The following is a 14,161-nucleotide window of genomic DNA, read 5'->3' on the forward strand; positions in this document are numbered from 1 at the left end:
TCTATTCCTCCAGAATCTCCACATCAATCGGATATTTTTCCATCTTCTCCGCCATCCTTTCAACGTCATCGCACACAAAGAGAACGCAGTATCCCTCGATTGCTTTTAGAACGGCCCTTTCGAAGACAGCATTTCCACTTATAATCCTGAACGAACGCTCAATGCTGGCATCTCCGTTCTGCACGGCCACATAATCCACCTTTTTTACTGCATGATTGACCTGATCGCTCAGGATTACCTTTCCGAAGGCAAATGTTCTGATTCCGAGTTTTCTTGCAATCCTGTAGTTGAACTTTTCCCCGCTCCAGACTATTCTGCCATTCTCCATGAAGTAAAATCTGTCTCCAACAGCTTTGGCCAGATCAAGGTCGTGGGTTGAGACCACGACACCCTTCCCGTCACTTCTGAGTTTTTCGACAGTTTCCACAATCATCTCAAACCCATCACCATCCACATTGGCGGAGGGCTCATCCATAATGTAGTAATCGGAATTCATGGCCAGAGCTGAGGCTATTGCCAGCTTTCTCTTCTCACCACCACTTAACGTGCTGCAGAGTCTTTTTTCATACCCCTCTAGCCCAACAGCCTTCAGTGCATCTTTTACCACCTTTTCGAGATCATTCCCGCTCAATCCCAGATTTCTAGGTCCAAATGCTACATCCTGCCACACTGTTGGGGAAAGGATCTGGTCATCCGGATTTTGAAAGACGTAAAATACCTTCTTTCTCACTTTTAGAAGGCTTTTCCTGTCGTATTTTACTTCCTCTCCGTCAATCAATACCTTTCCGGACGATGGTTTCAGCAAACCGTTGAAATGCTTCAGTAAAGTTGTCTTACCGGCACCGTTCCTGCCCATCAAAACCGTAACCTTACCCTTTTCTGCTATGAAATCGATGCCATTCAAAACTTCCCTATCCCTGTAGCTGAACCTCAGCTTTACGGCCTGAATCAAAACAACCACCCTGCTGCCATCAGTCCGGTAATTATCAACACTGACAGCCAAACACCCCTGTTTTCTCCACCAAGCAATGGGTATTTTCCGTCATAACACCTGGTCTTCATTGCCTCATCCATTATCTCAGACCTGTTCATTGCACGTATGAAAGACGAAAATGCCAGCAAGGAAGTCGTTCTTACCATACATGAAGCACTCCTGTACCCCATTCTGACAGATGCTGCTGTATCCAGTCTGTAAATCTCTTCCATGAGAATCTGAATTGCTCGGTAAGCCAGAAACAGGATTTCGGTAATGAAACTGGGTATTCTAAGTTTTGATAAAGATGAAACGAACTCGGGAATGGATGTTGTTATCACGAGAAAACTCATTATTGTAAAGGATGCCAGACTCCTGAGAAAAGTTTGCATGGCAATCTGGGCACTCCTGTTGCTGATAACCAGGAAACCGATGCGAAAAATTGGTTTTCCCTCAACTGTGAAAAGAATCACCAGTAACCCAGCCATCAGAAAAAGTAGAGGAATCCTCAGGATTTTGATGTAACTTTTCCAGTCCGCATAAATGGACAGGGCTGCAAATACCGCTAGCGCCAGAATCTGGGAAGCAGCACCAAACTGGATAATGATCAGGGACAGCAAAGAAAAATAAACTTTTAGATTTCCGTCGATAATCTTCCTTGAATTCATCTGTACGATTTCCAGAGTGTCATGCATGGTTAAGTCCCCTGTAATACCCCAGGAAATAACCAATGATTAGAGCTCCAAACGCAGCCTGAAGGCTGAAAAGCATACTTTCGATCTCACTGCTTGGGGGCTCAAATACGGGACTGAACCAGGGCTGGTAGTCCGGGTTTATCTTGTTTATGGCATCTTCTGCCATGTCGTCGGCTCCGGCCCATTTCTCGGCGCTTACAATGGCTATTGAGGTTATGAGCAACACCAGAACTATAAGTGGCTTTTTCATGCCTTGACCACCTCGAGGACATCGCTTCTCACTTCAATAATGTAGCTCACGAGCATCACAGCAACTATGCCCTCAAGAATGGCGAGTGGTATCTGTGTAACTGCAAATATCCCCATGAATGTTGCAGCAGACTTCACTATCCCTGCGATACCAGAGGTACTCGGAAAAGCAAGTGCAAGTTGCAGGGACGTCACAACGTAGGTTACAAGATCAGAGACCATTGCGGCAAAGAAAACCGCTGCCTTCATATTTGCGTTTTTTAACGCCTTATACGCAACCCATCCTGCAAATGGCCCTACAATGCCCATTGATGCTGTATTTGCTCCAAGTGTGGTTATACCTCCGTGGGCAAGAAGCAGGGCCTGATAGAGAAGAACTATCATGGAGAGAAATGCCGTAACGGCAGGTCCGAAGAATACAACAGCTACACCTGTTCCTGTTGGATGCGAGCAGCTTCCCGTTACTGAGGGGAGTTTGAGTGCGGAGAGTACAAATATGAACCCTGCGGCTACTGCAATAAGGGATTTCAGTGTACTGTTTTCGTCCAGAAGTTTTTTGACCTTTATTGCACCGTAGACAACGACGGGCAGCGAGAATATATACCAGAATGCAGCCCATTCAACAGGGAGGTACCCCTCCATTATGTGCAAACACATCACCTCCAATTTTTTTGATTCTGACTCAAACAGTGTTTATTTAAGTTTTTTGGAATGAAAATAAAGACGATCTTACTACATAAACAGAGAAATTGTAAAATTAACTTTATTTCGAATTCAAAAAATTTTAAAAACTATTCCACACCCTTTGAAGTGTGAGGTATGAACAAAAACCCACCAGTGAAAGCATGGAATCTTCAGACTTCACATTAATGTTGCTACTTGGACTTCTGCCATCTCTGTCCACTATACGTTTGATTGCTAAAACGCAGGCTCGCCCCTCATTTCTGTTCGGTGGAGCCCTTCTCTCCATCGTATTGCTGATGACGTATCTGTCGTACAGGGCTTTCAGTCTTCCCGAGGCTTTCCACGGTAAGGAGGATTTCCTGCCAGGGTTTATAGCAACTGCAGGTATTCCAGTGTATTTGACAGATGTCTGCAGGTATGGGCTAAAAGGAAGGATCATGATTTCACCGAAGACGGGGGTGGTGAGTTGCTGTATGGGGTAGGTATAGGACTGACAGAAGGCCATCTCACTCTCAGGGCAATAGAAGTTATAAAGAAAGCTGATGAGGTTATAGTTCCGGGAAAGATGGCTTATGAAATCGTCAAGAGCATAAGAGAGCCTAGAATTGTCGAGTTTCCTATGGGAGATAGTGAGAACGTCGTCAAAAACCTTGCAAGGGAGATTTCAAATAGGGATGGGGAGAAAATTGCATTTTGCTGTCTTGGCGATCCTGTTTTTTACTCGACCTTCCATCATCTTGTAAATGAGGTCAGAAAGCTGAACCCTGACCACAAAATTGAGATTGTGCCGGGAATAAGCAGCATATCGGTTGCACTGGCAAAAACAGAAACTTTTGTTGCAGATTCGGCCCTTATTACGACGCAGGATTTAGAGGATACCGGCGTTGCCGTTGTACTGAAGGTTAAGAAACCCAGAGAAATTAAGAAGGAGCTCATTTCAAAGGGTTTTTCTGATTTCATCCTTTTGGAGAGGATGTTTATGGATGGCGAGAGAGTTTATCAGGATATGCCTGACAAGGCTAGCTACTTCAGCGTTTTGATTGCAAGAAGGTGATGGAATGAAGGTTTACTTCGTCGGATTCGGACCCGGAAACGTTGAGCTGCTAACATTGAAGGCTTATAAACTACTGAAAGAGGCGGATTTAATAATCTACCCTGGATCGATCATCGATGAAGATTTTCTGCGGGAATTCAAGGCCGAAAAGGTGAACAGCCATGGTATGTCCCTTGAGGAGATTACAGAAACTATTGAAAGAAATTTGAGAAAAGGAAGAAAGGTAGTGAGGGTGCAGAGTGGCGACCCGTCAATTTTTGGGTCTGTCTGGGAGCAGATCAGAGAGCTGAGAAAGAGAGGAATTGAGTGTGAGATCATCCCGGGGGTTAGCAGTGTTTTCGCCTCAGCATCTTCCCTTGGAATAGAACTGACCTCCCCTCTAACAGAGGGGGTTGCGATTGTAAGACCGTCGGGTAAAACTCTGAAAAAAGATCATCTGGACGAGCTGGCCAGACTCCCCCTTACGCTGGTCATTCTGCTTGGAGTCGATAGGATAGAGTACATTGCAGAAAAGATTGCAGGGGTTAGGGGATGGGATGAACCGTGTGCAGTTGTGTTTCATGCTTCACGGAAGGATGAGGTTAGAATAGTATCGAATCTCGGAAAAATTGCCGACGAGGTGAGGAAAAGGGGGATTAAGAGGACAGCCACGATAATTGTTGGAAAGGTTGTAGAGGGGTACAATGAGAGGTCATATCTCTACTCGTAAAATTGCCATCCTCTGCTTTAAAAAGGATAGAGATAAGCTCAAACCGCTAAAGGATATTCTTGATGAGAGATATTCTGCCGAGTTCATCTACTACTCGCAAGATATCTGGGATTCTCTCCTAAATTACGGGTGCATAATCGCATACCTGGCTGCAGGTATTGTCGTGAGAGGGTTATGCGGAAAATTGAAGGGAAAATGGGTCGATCCTGCCGTCATCGTTCTGGACAAGCCCTTAAAACATGCCGTTGTGCTGATGGGCGGACATCATGGCGGCAACGAAGTAGCGAGAGTTCTTGAGTCCGCAGGTATTGAGGCTGTGATAACAACTGCCATGGAGTTTTCTCACGGTCTAAGTGTTGGTGTAGGGTTCAGAAGGGATGTGGAAGCGGAAGATATCATAAGGGCCATAAATCTCGCTCTTGAAGAGGTGGGTGCAGGAATTGAGGACGTCAGGGTAATCGCAACAGTAGAGGCGAAAAAGGGGAGTGTGATCGTGGATGTTGCAGACAGGTTCAAGAGACCGCTCATTTTTGTCAGCGCAGAAGAGATAAACGCAATGGACATCAGAGAAACTGAGGCGGTAAAAATCGGAGTCAGAAACGTTGCAGAGGCCTGTGCGATTTTTAGCTCCAATACCGGAGAGCTTTTGCTACCTAAAAGAGTTTACGGAGGTGTCACCGTTGCCATTGCGAGGTAAGCTGTATGTGGTTGGTATAGGTCCCGGAAGCAGGGCCATGATGACGCTGAGGGCAATGGAGGCCATAAGAGAATCCGAGTATGTGGTGGGTTACAGAACCTATGTTGAGAGGATTTCTGATTTAGCTGAAGAAAAAAAGGTTATAACAACACCGATGAGAAAAGAGCTGGAGAGAGTCAGGATCGCAGTTGAGCTTGCAAAAAACCACGTCGTCTCACTGATAAGTGGAGGAGATCCGTCTATATACGGAATTTTACCGCTGGTAGTGGAGTATGTGGTGGAAAACGGGATAAATATAGAAATAGAAGCAATTCCTGGAGTTACGGCGGTTTCTGCTGCATCCTCTTTGCTTGGATCTCCGATTTGCGGAGATTTTGCGGTTGTAAGTTTGAGCGATTTACTGATTCCATGGTATGTCGTAGAGCAGAGACTTATCCACGCCTTGAACGGAAATTTCGTTATAGCGATCTACAACCCTTCAAGCAGAAGAAGGAAGAGAAATCTCAGAAGAGCTGTGGAACTGATCAGAAAGTTCAGAGGCGATGTAACGGTCGGAGTTGTGAAAAATGCATACAGAGAGAGTCAAAAGGTAGAAATCAAAAGACTTTCTGAAATTGATGATGTGGATATGAGCACGATCCTCATCGTTGGAAACTCGGAGACCAGAGTTGTGGGCGGAACAATGTTCACTCCGAGGGGATATTCAAGGAAGTACGGGGTGGTGAGAAAGGAAGAGGTACCGAGGATGGGTGCGGTGACTGAAGAAGCCAGGGAGATTGCAAGGAGGAGCGAGGAGATACTGAAAGGTTTTCATGGTGAAGACGGGCTCAGGGGGGATATAGTAAGGAGATGCATAGCTACAACTGGAGATGTCGGGATAAAGGATTTTCTGAGATTTGTGGGAGATACAGAGGAGGGAGTAAGGGCGATAAAGGAGGGTTGCAGGATTATAACCGATGTCCACATGGTCAGGGTGGGGTTAAGGAGAGAGGCAATTTCCGCAGTTGACTTCGCCGATGGCAGTGAAACCAAAACAGCATCCGGGTTGAAAAGAATTAAAGAGCTTGTAAGGGACAGCGTAGTTGCAATCGGCAACTCCCCATCTGCTGCTCTGGCTTTGTGTGATATTGCCAGTAGGTATCCGCCAAGGTTCATTGTAGCCACTCCTGTCGGTTTCGTTAATGCCGCTGAGTCCAAAGAGATGATCAGACGCCTTGATATCCCGTCCGTGACGACTGAGGGGGCGAGAGGTGGTAGCGGCATCTGTGTGGCGATAGTCAACTGTTTGATTGAGCATGCTGAGAGACCCGATTGAGCTTTACGAGTACCCCCGGGAGTGGCACAACTGCGATGAAGAAATAGTGAGAAAGGTAAAATCAGGACTTTACATCCTTACGGAGGACGGATTTTTGAGGAGGGGAATAACAACCGGTACTACAGCGTCTGCGGCCGTGGTGGCTGCGATATCTTCTTTGTACGAAGATGTTAAGAAAGTAAAGATCACCACACCGGCAGGTATACCTGTGGATGTTAAGGTGGAGGTGGCTGGCGGGGGTTTTGCGAGGGTGAGAAAGTTCTCCGGAGACCACGAATTCGATGTGACCGATGGACTTGTTATTGAGGCAGAGGTAACGGATGGCAGGGGGGTGAAATTCGGAGAAGGAGTGGGAGAATTCGTTAGGGGAGAAATAAAAAGAAAGGCTGTGAGTAAATCTGCTCTGATGCAGATTCAGGAGAATTTTCTAAGTTGTTCAAGAAAGTACGGTTTTACAGGGGGAGTAATGGTTTCAATACCCGAGGGCAGGAAAATTGCAATGAAAACTGGCAATAAAAGGGCTGGCGTAGAGGGTGGGATCTCGATACTCGGCACTACCGGGTTTGTGGAACCGTGGTGCAGGAGGCTTGTGGAAACCAAGCTCAAGATTGCAATGCAGTATGAAAAAATCACGATTACAACAGGTAGAAAGGCGTGGCTTTACTCTATCAGGAAATTTCCTGAATATCAGCCTTTTGTGTTCGGTGTTCATATCGATGAGGCTCTGGAACATCCGGGGGAGAAGGTAGTGGTTGGATTTCCGGGCATATTGTCAATATGGGCAGGGGGGAGAGACAAAATTTGGGAGAAGTGTAAAAAAGCGGGTGTAAGGGTGGAGGTAATCGGGGATGATCTGGATAATTGGATCTGGAATATGCAAAAAGCAGGTAACTGAGAGAGCTGCGGAATTAATACGGCAGGCCGACATCATCTGCGGTAGCAAAAGAGCCATCGATATTGTTGGGGTGAAAGATGATAGGGTCAGGATTCTGAGAAAATTCAGTATGCAGGAGTTTGAGAGGTTGCTGGAAGAGGCCGCAGGCAGAAAGGTTGTAATCATCTCAACCGGTGACCCAATGGTTGCCGGGCTTGGCAGAATGCTGAGGGATTACGACGTCATTATAGAGCCAGGAATCTCGAGTGTACAGGTTGCCTTATCCAGGTTGAAGGTGGATCTGACGGAAGTCGCCGTTGTTGACTGCCATGCTAGGGAGTTTGATGAGGAGCTGTTTGAACTGGTAAGGTACAGACATCTGCTAATTTTGGCAGACAGAGGATTTGCCATTTCGAAGCTTGGAAGGAGAAGAGTTGTGATTCTCGAAAATCTGTGTATGGGTGGTGAGAGAGTTTGGGAGGGCATGGCTGTTGATGGAGAAATCATGTCTGACCATGCCATCGTATTTGTTGAGAAGGAGGTGGTAGGATGAGGAAAGGTTTGCTTATTGTGGGCCATGGAAGCCAGCTCAATCATTACAGGAAGGTTATGGAGTTGCATAAAAAGAGAATTGAAGAAAGCGGCGCATTTGATGTGGTCAAAATCGCTTTTGCTGCAAGAAAAAGGAGACCAATGCCTGACGAGGCGATAAGGGAAATGGACTGCGATATAGTCTTTGTTGTCCCCCTTTTCATCTCTTACGGGCTTCATGTAACCGAAGATCTGCCTGACATGCTCGGATTTACGCATGGGGAGGGAATCAAAGAGGGCGAGTTCGATGGAAAGAAGGTTGTAATCTGTGAGCCAATTGGAGAGGACTATTTCGTTACATATGCTATCCTCAACTCGGTATTCAGGATAGGGAGGGAGAAAAAATGACAACGGTTGCGATGTGGAGCGGTGGGAAGGACAGCTGTCTCGCAGTGTGGAGAGCTCTGAAGGAGGAGGAAGTGAACCATCTGATCTGCATGATGCAGCATGGAAAGGCAAGGGCACATGGTATCAATGCAGAGGTTGTAAAAGCACAGGAAAAATGCATCGGGATAAACATGGTGCTCGAGGAGACAACCTGGGAGGAATACGAAAGAAGACTGAAGAGTCTGTTTGGGAGACTCGGAGTCAGAAAAGCGATATTTGGCGACATTTATCTTGAAGAGCATAAACTCTGGATTGAGAGAGTCTGTAGTGAGGTGGATGTTAGGCCAGTTTTCCCACTGTGGGGTGAGAACACCAGAAATCTGGCTGAAGAGTTCATAAATGCTGGGTTTGAGGCGTACGTCATCGCTGCGAAGAAGGAGTTCAGGGATCTGCTTGGCAGAAGGTTTGACAGCGATCTTGTAGATGAATTGATCAGGAGAAACATCGACCCATGCGGTGAGGATGGAGAATTCCACACACTTGTCGTTGATGGGCCACTGTTCAGGAGAAGGCTTGAATTCAGCTTTACCGAACCGTTTGAAAGCGAAAAATACTGGCATTTCGGGATAAAAGTTTAGCTGGCTAAATGACGGACAGGTGGTTTCATGGTGTGAAGCCAGTTAAACACTCTACTGCTTTCTGGGCATCATTAATTTGGCTTTGATACCATCAGGCGGTGAGCTGTGAAATGTGGACGGCCAGTTTCCCGTTTAATCGCTCGATGACTATGGCCGCACCTCCGGTAAGTCTCTCTATGCATAGGCACCTCTCATCTTTGACCTTGCCATCCACGACGACCTTCACACCCTGTATCTCCCGGCCTCGTTTGTTATCGGTTTGGAATCTATCCACTCCTTCGGACCTACGGTGTGGTTAGCTCTGTATATGATCTCCCCGCTTCCGGCTTTTGCTATCTCAATGTAAACGGTATGGCTTGCGTTATCTCTGTTGTGGATGCTGTAGTCGAGAGGGCCGACTGGAGCGGTGTAATACTCGATACTCACAAGGATGTACCCGACTACATAGGTCAAAACCGGAAAGATGAGGATTTGAATGACCGGCAGTACTGTAAACGCAACAAGTGTGATTTTTATCCTCTCATTCATAGTTTCACCGCAATAAATAATAAATTTTTATTTTACATTCCAAGGACTATGTGGGCCCCAGACACCAAACATGACCTCAACACCATGGTAGAGGCACCACTTCTCTGTCCCGAGCCAGGCATAGAAGTAGTTCATCACACACTCTCCTTGACACTGATCTGTGCACTCTCCGTCTTCAGCATCAAAATTGTGTGAAATTTCATGTTGCACAGCAGCATCGTTTGGATAATTTGGGAACCAGGGCGGCCTACTTTCCGCAACGACAGAATGGTACAATCTATCCGAGCTATGGCTTTGTAGTAATCACTGTACCCAACCCACCCTATTACCACGGTATTGTAAGTTCCGTGATCAATATCACTCTCGAAATCTTAAAGTGAGGGCGAAAGATTGTAATCTACCCCGCTCGCATCCCAGCAGTTGTAGCAGCCACCACGTATGATGTCAACAAAAAAATCACGCTCAAAAGGCTCAGTTCCGGAAACAACGTCATCCCAGTGTACACCTCCTGCCGGAGCGTGCTGATCGTCGCTGGCTGAGTACGTGATCACAAATATCTTCCCGTTCTCATCAGCGTAGGGTGGGCTAAGGGGGTTACCGGGACCGCTGCATCCCTTACCGTCTGCAAAGCAGGCTCTGTCAAACACGAGCTCTCCTTCAGCAGCGAGTTTTCTCATCTCATCGACACTCAGCTTCTTACCTGTCTCTTCTGGAAGGTAGCCGTATTTTTTCTTGAACTCTTCTTTGAGCTTTTCGTCAAGTTTGGATGCCATTTCACCTCCGATGATCAGATTATAGTCGGGGTGCAGCTTTTTCAGCAACTTCAGAATTTTCCGCTACGAGTATCTTGGCTTTCATGTCGTTTTAAGTTCATCAACGGTCAACTCACCATCTTCGAGAGCTTTTTCCACAGTTTCACGGATCTTGTCATCTTTAATTTCGCCAATCTCAATCAGATCGGATCTGTTCTCGAATGTTGCCGAAACCACGGCTATGGACACTGCAAGCAATACGATCATTGCCTTTTTTATCATGCAAATTCCAATGTTTACATGAAGCGGAGAAATAAAACTGGGAAATTTTTCAGATTGGAATGTTCAAACCGTTCAAAACCAAAGCATTAGTGTTGTTCAATCGTTCAATAAGCGCCGAGGAGGGGCGCAGTGACGTAAATACCCAAATGGAGAGGTTTGGTTGAGGAGTGAAATTATTTCAGGATACAGAGGCTTATGAGGAGCTCACAGGATTTTTGGCTTGTGAATTTCGGACAGAATTCACGACGGACATATACGAACCTGACGAAAGTCCAGACTGGGGTCCCGAAGAGGAGATGCTCACGTCTGGGCGTCGTTTCGAGAAGAAGGAGTTTAGGGAGCCGTATTCTGCTACGGAAATGGGGCTCATTTACGTAAATCCAGCCGGACCTGGAGGAGTGTCTGATCCAAAAAGGTCCGCTGAGGAAATACGGTACATTTTTGCCAGGATGGGAATAAACGATGAGGAGACAGTTGCGTTAATAGGAGGAGGTCACGCATATCTCACACCCAGCTTTTCGGTTCAAAAAATTAGGGCAATACAGCAACGATTCGTCCGTCAACTTCTCCCGAATCTTTAATCCCGTCATACTCAACCGCGTATTTACCATGAAGCCTGTAAACCGGCAGTATGCCGTCTGGAGTGATTGTGTAAACGAGCGAGACATTGGTGATCGTTAGCTTCGTGAAGGCGATGTTGCTTAAATACCAGTCATCCGCCTTGACATCCCCCTTAACCCTTTCAGCCAGCTTTTCCGGGATGTCCACGACCGGAAGAACTTTATACCTGCCTTTGGGCTGAACATCCTTTAGGAGCAACCCTTCGACACTTCTAACCCCAGCTTTGTCGAATTTCACAAACACGCCGATGTTGGATGAAAAGCCGTTAAAGGTTCTGGCGAAGAAAGTTCCGTGCTCCTTTTTGATTTCTTTATATTCATAATCGAGCAATCCCGAGCTTTTGAGAAAAGTTGTTGCCTCCCTCGGGGTTTTGAAGATCACCCTGAAATATCCAGTTGATGCGTAGTACTCGAAATTCAATTTATCGTCATTGTAAAGATAGGCCTTCGTAACTTTGTTGTAGTACAGTTTGTCTGCAGACACACCAAAAGATTTAGCCATCCTGAACACTTCATCCGGTTTCTGGTAAACTTCGTAGCTGTACACTTCGATCGTCTCTGGCACCTTCAGATTTTTGACGTTTTCAACCAGCTCAATCGTGAACGGGAAAGGGTTTTTGTCCTTCACCTCTATCACACTTCCGTTCGGAAGATTGTAGTAAACCACCGGTCTCAGTATCGCAGTTTTTTCTGGATCGATAAGGTTGAACTGTTCGGCATCTGGAAAGGGCAGAAAGTGGAAGGTCAAAATAGCCAGTGCAACAACCACAATTGCAACGATAATGTGCTTCTGCATGTTCTCACCCTACCCAGCCCGTAACGATTATCTTTTCCCCATCAACCGGCACTCTTTCTAAGCTGTACAGATAGTTGTTTTCAAGTACATCTGAGTTCTCGGCTATGATCCTCGCCCTGTTATTGTTATGCACACCGTCCGCCTTGAGAAATGTGCTGAAAAACGCATTCTCGACCTTCTCTCTACTATAACCACCTGTCCCCGTCAATCTGTAAGCCAATTCCGGAAAATCGGCGTTACTGATTGTTGCGGTGCTGGCGAAACCTAAAACCATGTGTATTCCCTGCAAAGATTGGAGCCACTCCGTAACATACTCATCCTCCAGAATGCTGCACTGTATTATGAAGGTCCACACACTGTATCCAAAACCATCTGGACTGGAATAACCCAGTCTAATATCATCTGGAACTGCACAGCCTTTGTCTGCAAATCCTATTGCACTCTTTTTTGTACCATCTGGATAAACTACAACGCAACCATGCCCCAGCACTAAGGACAACTCTGTCCAGTCGGCGTAATTGTTGTCTCTCCCACCATTTTCTTCCTCAGTCCACATATATGGTCCGACTTTTGGGTAATCTCTTAAAAAGTGTTGAATCCATCCAGTTTCATCTGATATTATCTCTACGAACTGTCTTATACTGTTGAACCATACATCATTTGGGTCTTCTGAGAAAGACATCGCCGCTCCAACATCGTAAGCTAATGTCGTTACCTATATTACATAAGATTGCCAACATTGCGATGCATACCTTAACTCTCCCGGTCACGTCACCACCCTGATACCTGTTAACTTTATGCTATTTAAAATTATCGTTAAGCTTTTATTTTAACATTAAGTAAAATGTTGAACGTTAAGGTGTTAGCTGAACGTTAAGCGATCTGCTTAACAGCGGTAATCTACATCCGCAGGATAGCAGTTCAACTCCCTGAACAGACGGAGCACTTACATTATGCTAAAAAGTTACCACAACCAAAAATCAGCCGCAGGCCTGCTCGAACAGCACATCCACATCACTTCCATTTAACCCGTAGCAGTACCATCCCTCCCTGAGAACAGCAATAACGCCCATCTTCCCGCTCTTGAATATCAGAACCTTTTTGACGTCTCCTGACTTGTACTCTACCTCAATCCACCCCGTGTTGTTCTTCAGCCACTTGTAGTACTCGTCATCTATCATCAGCGTCAGAATGCCGAGATCTTTCGACAGTGCATCATCGACGAAGTTCAGGACGACATCCTTTTTAGGATCACACAGGTTCGATGACACCTTCACGTTTTCGGATCCGTGCATTACTACCAGTGCTATTAAGCCAAACGCCAAGCTCAGGCCAACCAAAATTAAAAGATGTTTAGCCTTCACCGCTCGTGACCTCCTCGAGTTCCGAGATCGGTACGGCTGGAACGATCTTTCCGATTTCCACTCCCTCATGCACGCATCTGATGGCGTAAGCCGGGTAGATGTATGTTCTGTCACCCTCCGGCAGCGGGACGAAGTAGACGAGTTCGATTGACTTAACATTGCACCCCTTCAACTCCTTTACTGCGACATCTCTGTCCAGTATCCCGACCTTTCCCACAGCCTTCACGTTCCACAACTGGGTTATCACTCCACTCACACCGTTACCGCTGAAGTACACCCTAACCTTTGCCCCCGGACCGAAGAGCTTGATTCCTTTGTAGTACATCTGGAAGTTCACGTGTTTGTTTGTTATACACTTCCTGATGGTTCCGTTTCTGTACGCGAAAATCTTTCCGTCCTCTGCGATTCCACTGAACTCGTAGCTGAGTTTCGGCTCCAGCTTTAGTTTGGCCAGATAGTTTCTGGCAGCAGATGCGTAATCAACCTCGTCGAAGTCTTCGCACTCGAACGCATCTTTGGAGAAGTACTTCAGGTACCCCTGTTTGTATTCAAAAACATCTGACTTCTCTACGCCAAGCTTATCGGAAAGTTCTTCAGCGCTGATATCTGGTGGTAGTATTACCAAAACTTCCATTTCTTTGCTTTCGCCCCAATAATTTCCAGCAGCAACCACTACAAGCAGCAAGCAGAGCGCAAGTCCGGCAACGAACTTCCTCATTCTACCACCTCAGCACTCCCAGTAGCCATACACTAAGCAGGAAGGCGGATTTTCATCGTCTCCAACACTTCCGAATCCCGGGAGGTAGTCGTTCTGGTTGCTGCATGTGGATATGTAAGCTGCTCTAACGTTGCTTCCGTGTCCGTTGTATTCCTCCACCCACTCTACTCCTACTTCTCTGTTATTTGTGTCGTCTGCCATCGCAGTTGTCAAAATCGCTGGTACAACTAATATGACGATCCAAATCTTCGGTCTTTTGACCGTATCACTACCCAGATATATGTTCACAATGTAG

Annotated in this window: 23 protein-coding genes and 1 pseudogene; 11 read left to right on the top strand and 13 right to left on the bottom strand. The window is 46.3% G+C overall.

The window, feature by feature from the left end:
- Window position 1: 1 nt before the first annotated feature.
- From JFQ59_RS11505 to cbiM, 4 genes are read right to left on the bottom strand one after another with little or no spacing between them, the layout of a single operon-like run.
- Window positions 2-1,003 carry an ATP-binding cassette domain-containing protein gene (locus JFQ59_RS11505; protein ID WP_230972490.1) on the bottom strand — a complete coding sequence of 334 codons (1,002 nt, stop codon included), beginning with the start codon at window positions 1,001-1,003 and terminating at the stop codon, window positions 2-4.
- Entirely contained in the window at window positions 949-1,668 is a 720-nt protein-coding gene (gene cbiQ / locus JFQ59_RS11510) for a cobalt ECF transporter T component CbiQ (protein WP_202320651.1), read from the bottom strand. The genes JFQ59_RS11505 and cbiQ overlap by 55 nt, the downstream gene beginning before the upstream one ends.
- Complete coding sequence (locus tag JFQ59_RS11515; protein WP_202320652.1) at window positions 1,661-1,918, bottom strand: energy-coupling factor ABC transporter substrate-binding protein; 258 nt, start codon at window positions 1,916-1,918, stop codon at window positions 1,661-1,663. The genes cbiQ and JFQ59_RS11515 overlap by 8 nt, the downstream gene beginning before the upstream one ends.
- Window positions 1,915-2,568 (bottom strand): cobalt ECF transporter S component CbiM, encoded by a 654-nt coding sequence (gene cbiM, locus JFQ59_RS11520; protein WP_202320653.1) that lies wholly within the window; start codon window positions 2,566-2,568, stop codon window positions 1,915-1,917. The genes JFQ59_RS11515 and cbiM overlap by 4 nt, the downstream gene beginning before the upstream one ends.
- A 161-nt stretch (window positions 2,569-2,729) precedes the next feature.
- Between cbiM and JFQ59_RS11525 the strand changes: the two genes are divergently transcribed.
- From JFQ59_RS11525 to JFQ59_RS11565, 9 genes are read left to right on the top strand one after another with little or no spacing between them, the layout of a single operon-like run.
- On the top strand, window positions 2,730-3,083 hold the full coding sequence (locus JFQ59_RS11525; RefSeq protein ID WP_202320654.1) for a hypothetical protein: 354 nt from the start codon (window positions 2,730-2,732) through the stop codon (window positions 3,081-3,083).
- Window positions 3,068-3,655, top strand: a complete 588-nt coding sequence (locus JFQ59_RS11530; RefSeq protein ID WP_202320655.1) for an SAM-dependent methyltransferase — start codon at window positions 3,068-3,070, stop codon at window positions 3,653-3,655. Before JFQ59_RS11525 ends, JFQ59_RS11530 begins: the two co-directional genes overlap by 16 nt.
- A gap of 4 nt (window positions 3,656-3,659) precedes the next feature.
- Complete coding sequence (locus JFQ59_RS11535) at window positions 3,660-4,364, top strand: cobalt-precorrin-4/precorrin-4 C(11)-methyltransferase (protein WP_202320656.1); 705 nt, start codon at window positions 3,660-3,662, stop codon at window positions 4,362-4,364.
- A complete protein-coding gene (locus JFQ59_RS11540) occupies window positions 4,339-5,061 on the top strand; it encodes a cobalamin biosynthesis protein (RefSeq protein WP_202320657.1) in 723 nt (240 codons plus the stop codon). The genes JFQ59_RS11535 and JFQ59_RS11540 overlap by 26 nt, the downstream gene beginning before the upstream one ends.
- Window positions 5,036-6,376: a precorrin-3B C(17)-methyltransferase gene (gene cobJ / locus JFQ59_RS11545; RefSeq protein WP_202320658.1), complete on the top strand. Its 1,341-nt coding sequence runs from the start codon at window positions 5,036-5,038 to the stop codon at window positions 6,374-6,376. Before JFQ59_RS11540 ends, cobJ begins: the two co-directional genes overlap by 26 nt.
- Window positions 6,357-7,271, top strand: a complete 915-nt coding sequence (locus JFQ59_RS11550; protein ID WP_202320659.1) for a cobalt-precorrin-5B (C(1))-methyltransferase — start codon at window positions 6,357-6,359, stop codon at window positions 7,269-7,271. Before cobJ ends, JFQ59_RS11550 begins: the two co-directional genes overlap by 20 nt.
- Window positions 7,225-7,803 (top strand): cobalt-precorrin-7 (C(5))-methyltransferase, encoded by a 579-nt coding sequence (locus JFQ59_RS11555; RefSeq protein WP_202320660.1) that lies wholly within the window; start codon window positions 7,225-7,227, stop codon window positions 7,801-7,803. The genes JFQ59_RS11550 and JFQ59_RS11555 overlap by 47 nt, the downstream gene beginning before the upstream one ends.
- Window positions 7,800-8,189, top strand: a complete 390-nt coding sequence (gene cbiX, locus JFQ59_RS11560) for a sirohydrochlorin cobaltochelatase (protein WP_202320661.1) — start codon at window positions 7,800-7,802, stop codon at window positions 8,187-8,189. The genes JFQ59_RS11555 and cbiX overlap by 4 nt, the downstream gene beginning before the upstream one ends.
- Window positions 8,186-8,806: a Dph6-related ATP pyrophosphatase gene (locus JFQ59_RS11565; RefSeq protein ID WP_202320662.1), complete on the top strand. Its 621-nt coding sequence runs from the start codon at window positions 8,186-8,188 to the stop codon at window positions 8,804-8,806. The genes cbiX and JFQ59_RS11565 overlap by 4 nt, the downstream gene beginning before the upstream one ends.
- 91 nt (window positions 8,807-8,897) lie before the next feature.
- Here JFQ59_RS11565 and JFQ59_RS12620 read toward each other — a convergent pair whose 3' ends face one another.
- Window positions 8,898-9,032, bottom strand: a complete 135-nt coding sequence (locus JFQ59_RS12620; protein WP_269140591.1) for a hypothetical protein — start codon at window positions 9,030-9,032, stop codon at window positions 8,898-8,900.
- Complete coding sequence (locus tag JFQ59_RS11570) at window positions 9,029-9,334, bottom strand: hypothetical protein (RefSeq protein ID WP_202320663.1); 306 nt, start codon at window positions 9,332-9,334, stop codon at window positions 9,029-9,031. The genes JFQ59_RS12620 and JFQ59_RS11570 overlap by 4 nt, the downstream gene beginning before the upstream one ends.
- 48 nt (window positions 9,335-9,382) lie before the next feature.
- On the opposite strand from JFQ59_RS11570, the gene JFQ59_RS11575 reads away from it, so the two are divergent.
- Window positions 9,383-9,529 carry a hypothetical protein gene (locus JFQ59_RS11575; protein WP_202320664.1) on the top strand — a complete coding sequence of 49 codons (147 nt, stop codon included), beginning with the start codon at window positions 9,383-9,385 and terminating at the stop codon, window positions 9,527-9,529.
- Window positions 9,530-9,705: 176 nt separating this feature from the next.
- Here the strand turns inward: JFQ59_RS11575 and JFQ59_RS11580 are convergent, their stop codons facing one another.
- Window positions 9,706-10,107 carry a hypothetical protein gene (locus JFQ59_RS11580; RefSeq protein ID WP_202320665.1) on the bottom strand — a complete coding sequence of 134 codons (402 nt, stop codon included), beginning with the start codon at window positions 10,105-10,107 and terminating at the stop codon, window positions 9,706-9,708.
- Window positions 10,108-10,188: 81 nt separating this feature from the next.
- Window positions 10,189-10,368, bottom strand: a complete 180-nt coding sequence (locus tag JFQ59_RS11585) for a hypothetical protein (protein ID WP_202320666.1) — start codon at window positions 10,366-10,368, stop codon at window positions 10,189-10,191.
- 248 nt (window positions 10,369-10,616) lie between these two features.
- Here JFQ59_RS11585 and JFQ59_RS11590 point away from each other — a divergent pair.
- A pseudogene (locus tag JFQ59_RS11590) lies at window positions 10,617-10,871 on the top strand (peroxidase family protein); the annotation flags it as partial.
- A 28-nt stretch (window positions 10,872-10,899) separates the two neighbouring features.
- On the opposite strand, the gene JFQ59_RS11595 reads toward JFQ59_RS11590, so the two are convergent.
- The 5 genes from JFQ59_RS11595 to JFQ59_RS11615 all read right to left on the bottom strand — a co-directional run bounded on the left by JFQ59_RS11595 (window position 10,900) and on the right by JFQ59_RS11615 (window position 14,154).
- Window positions 10,900-11,784 (bottom strand): hypothetical protein, encoded by an 885-nt coding sequence (locus JFQ59_RS11595; protein WP_202320667.1) that lies wholly within the window; start codon window positions 11,782-11,784, stop codon window positions 10,900-10,902.
- Window positions 11,785-11,788: 4 nt separating this feature from the next.
- Window positions 11,789-12,466, bottom strand: a complete 678-nt coding sequence (locus JFQ59_RS11600; protein WP_230972493.1) for a DUF6345 domain-containing protein — start codon at window positions 12,464-12,466, stop codon at window positions 11,789-11,791.
- Between the two features lie 298 nt (window positions 12,467-12,764).
- The gene (locus JFQ59_RS11605; RefSeq protein WP_202320668.1) at window positions 12,765-13,148 is read right to left on the bottom strand and encodes a hypothetical protein; all 384 of its coding nucleotides are present in this window, start codon (window positions 13,146-13,148) and stop codon (window positions 12,765-12,767) included.
- Window positions 13,138-13,866, bottom strand: a complete 729-nt coding sequence (locus tag JFQ59_RS11610) for a hypothetical protein (RefSeq protein WP_202320669.1) — start codon at window positions 13,864-13,866, stop codon at window positions 13,138-13,140. Before JFQ59_RS11610 ends, JFQ59_RS11605 begins: the two co-directional genes overlap by 11 nt.
- 9 nt (window positions 13,867-13,875) lie before the next feature.
- The gene (locus JFQ59_RS11615) at window positions 13,876-14,154 is read right to left on the bottom strand and encodes a hypothetical protein (protein ID WP_202320670.1); all 279 of its coding nucleotides are present in this window, start codon (window positions 14,152-14,154) and stop codon (window positions 13,876-13,878) included.
- Between the last annotated feature and the right edge of the window lie 7 nt (window positions 14,155-14,161).

The sequence above is a fragment of the Archaeoglobus neptunius genome, assembly GCF_016757965.1.
Classification (GTDB): Archaea; Halobacteriota; Archaeoglobi; order Archaeoglobales; family Archaeoglobaceae; genus Archaeoglobus; species Archaeoglobus neptunius.

Coding starts and splice junctions, on each gene's coding strand:
- JFQ59_RS11550 (WP_202320659.1), top strand. CDS start 6,357: ATGCTGAGAGACCCGATTGAGCTTTACGAGTACCCCCGGGAGTGGCAC.
- JFQ59_RS11575 (WP_202320664.1), top strand. CDS start 9,383: ATGTGGGCCCCAGACACCAAACATGACCTCAACACCATGGTAGAGGCA.
- JFQ59_RS11555 (WP_202320660.1), top strand. CDS start 7,225: ATGATCTGGATAATTGGATCTGGAATATGCAAAAAGCAGGTAACTGAG.
- JFQ59_RS11585 (WP_202320666.1), bottom strand. CDS start 10,368: ATGATAAAAAAGGCAATGATCGTATTGCTTGCAGTGTCCATAGCCGTG.
- cbiX (WP_202320661.1), top strand. CDS start 7,800: ATGAGGAAAGGTTTGCTTATTGTGGGCCATGGAAGCCAGCTCAATCAT.
- JFQ59_RS11565 (WP_202320662.1), top strand. CDS start 8,186: ATGACAACGGTTGCGATGTGGAGCGGTGGGAAGGACAGCTGTCTCGCA.
- JFQ59_RS11600 (WP_230972493.1), bottom strand. CDS start 12,466: ATGTCTTTCTCAGAAGACCCAAATGATGTATGGTTCAACAGTATAAGA.
- JFQ59_RS11515 (WP_202320652.1), bottom strand. CDS start 1,918: ATGAAAAAGCCACTTATAGTTCTGGTGTTGCTCATAACCTCAATAGCC.
- cbiQ (WP_202320651.1), bottom strand. CDS start 1,668: ATGCATGACACTCTGGAAATCGTACAGATGAATTCAAGGAAGATTATC.
- JFQ59_RS11540 (WP_202320657.1), top strand. CDS start 4,339: ATGAGAGGTCATATCTCTACTCGTAAAATTGCCATCCTCTGCTTTAAA.
- JFQ59_RS11610 (WP_202320669.1), bottom strand. CDS start 13,866: ATGAGGAAGTTCGTTGCCGGACTTGCGCTCTGCTTGCTGCTTGTAGTG.
- JFQ59_RS11580 (WP_202320665.1), bottom strand. CDS start 10,107: ATGGCATCCAAACTTGACGAAAAGCTCAAAGAAGAGTTCAAGAAAAAA.
- JFQ59_RS11535 (WP_202320656.1), top strand. CDS start 3,660: ATGAAGGTTTACTTCGTCGGATTCGGACCCGGAAACGTTGAGCTGCTA.
- JFQ59_RS11595 (WP_202320667.1), bottom strand. CDS start 11,784: ATGCAGAAGCACATTATCGTTGCAATTGTGGTTGTTGCACTGGCTATT.
- JFQ59_RS11570 (WP_202320663.1), bottom strand. CDS start 9,334: ATGAATGAGAGGATAAAAATCACACTTGTTGCGTTTACAGTACTGCCG.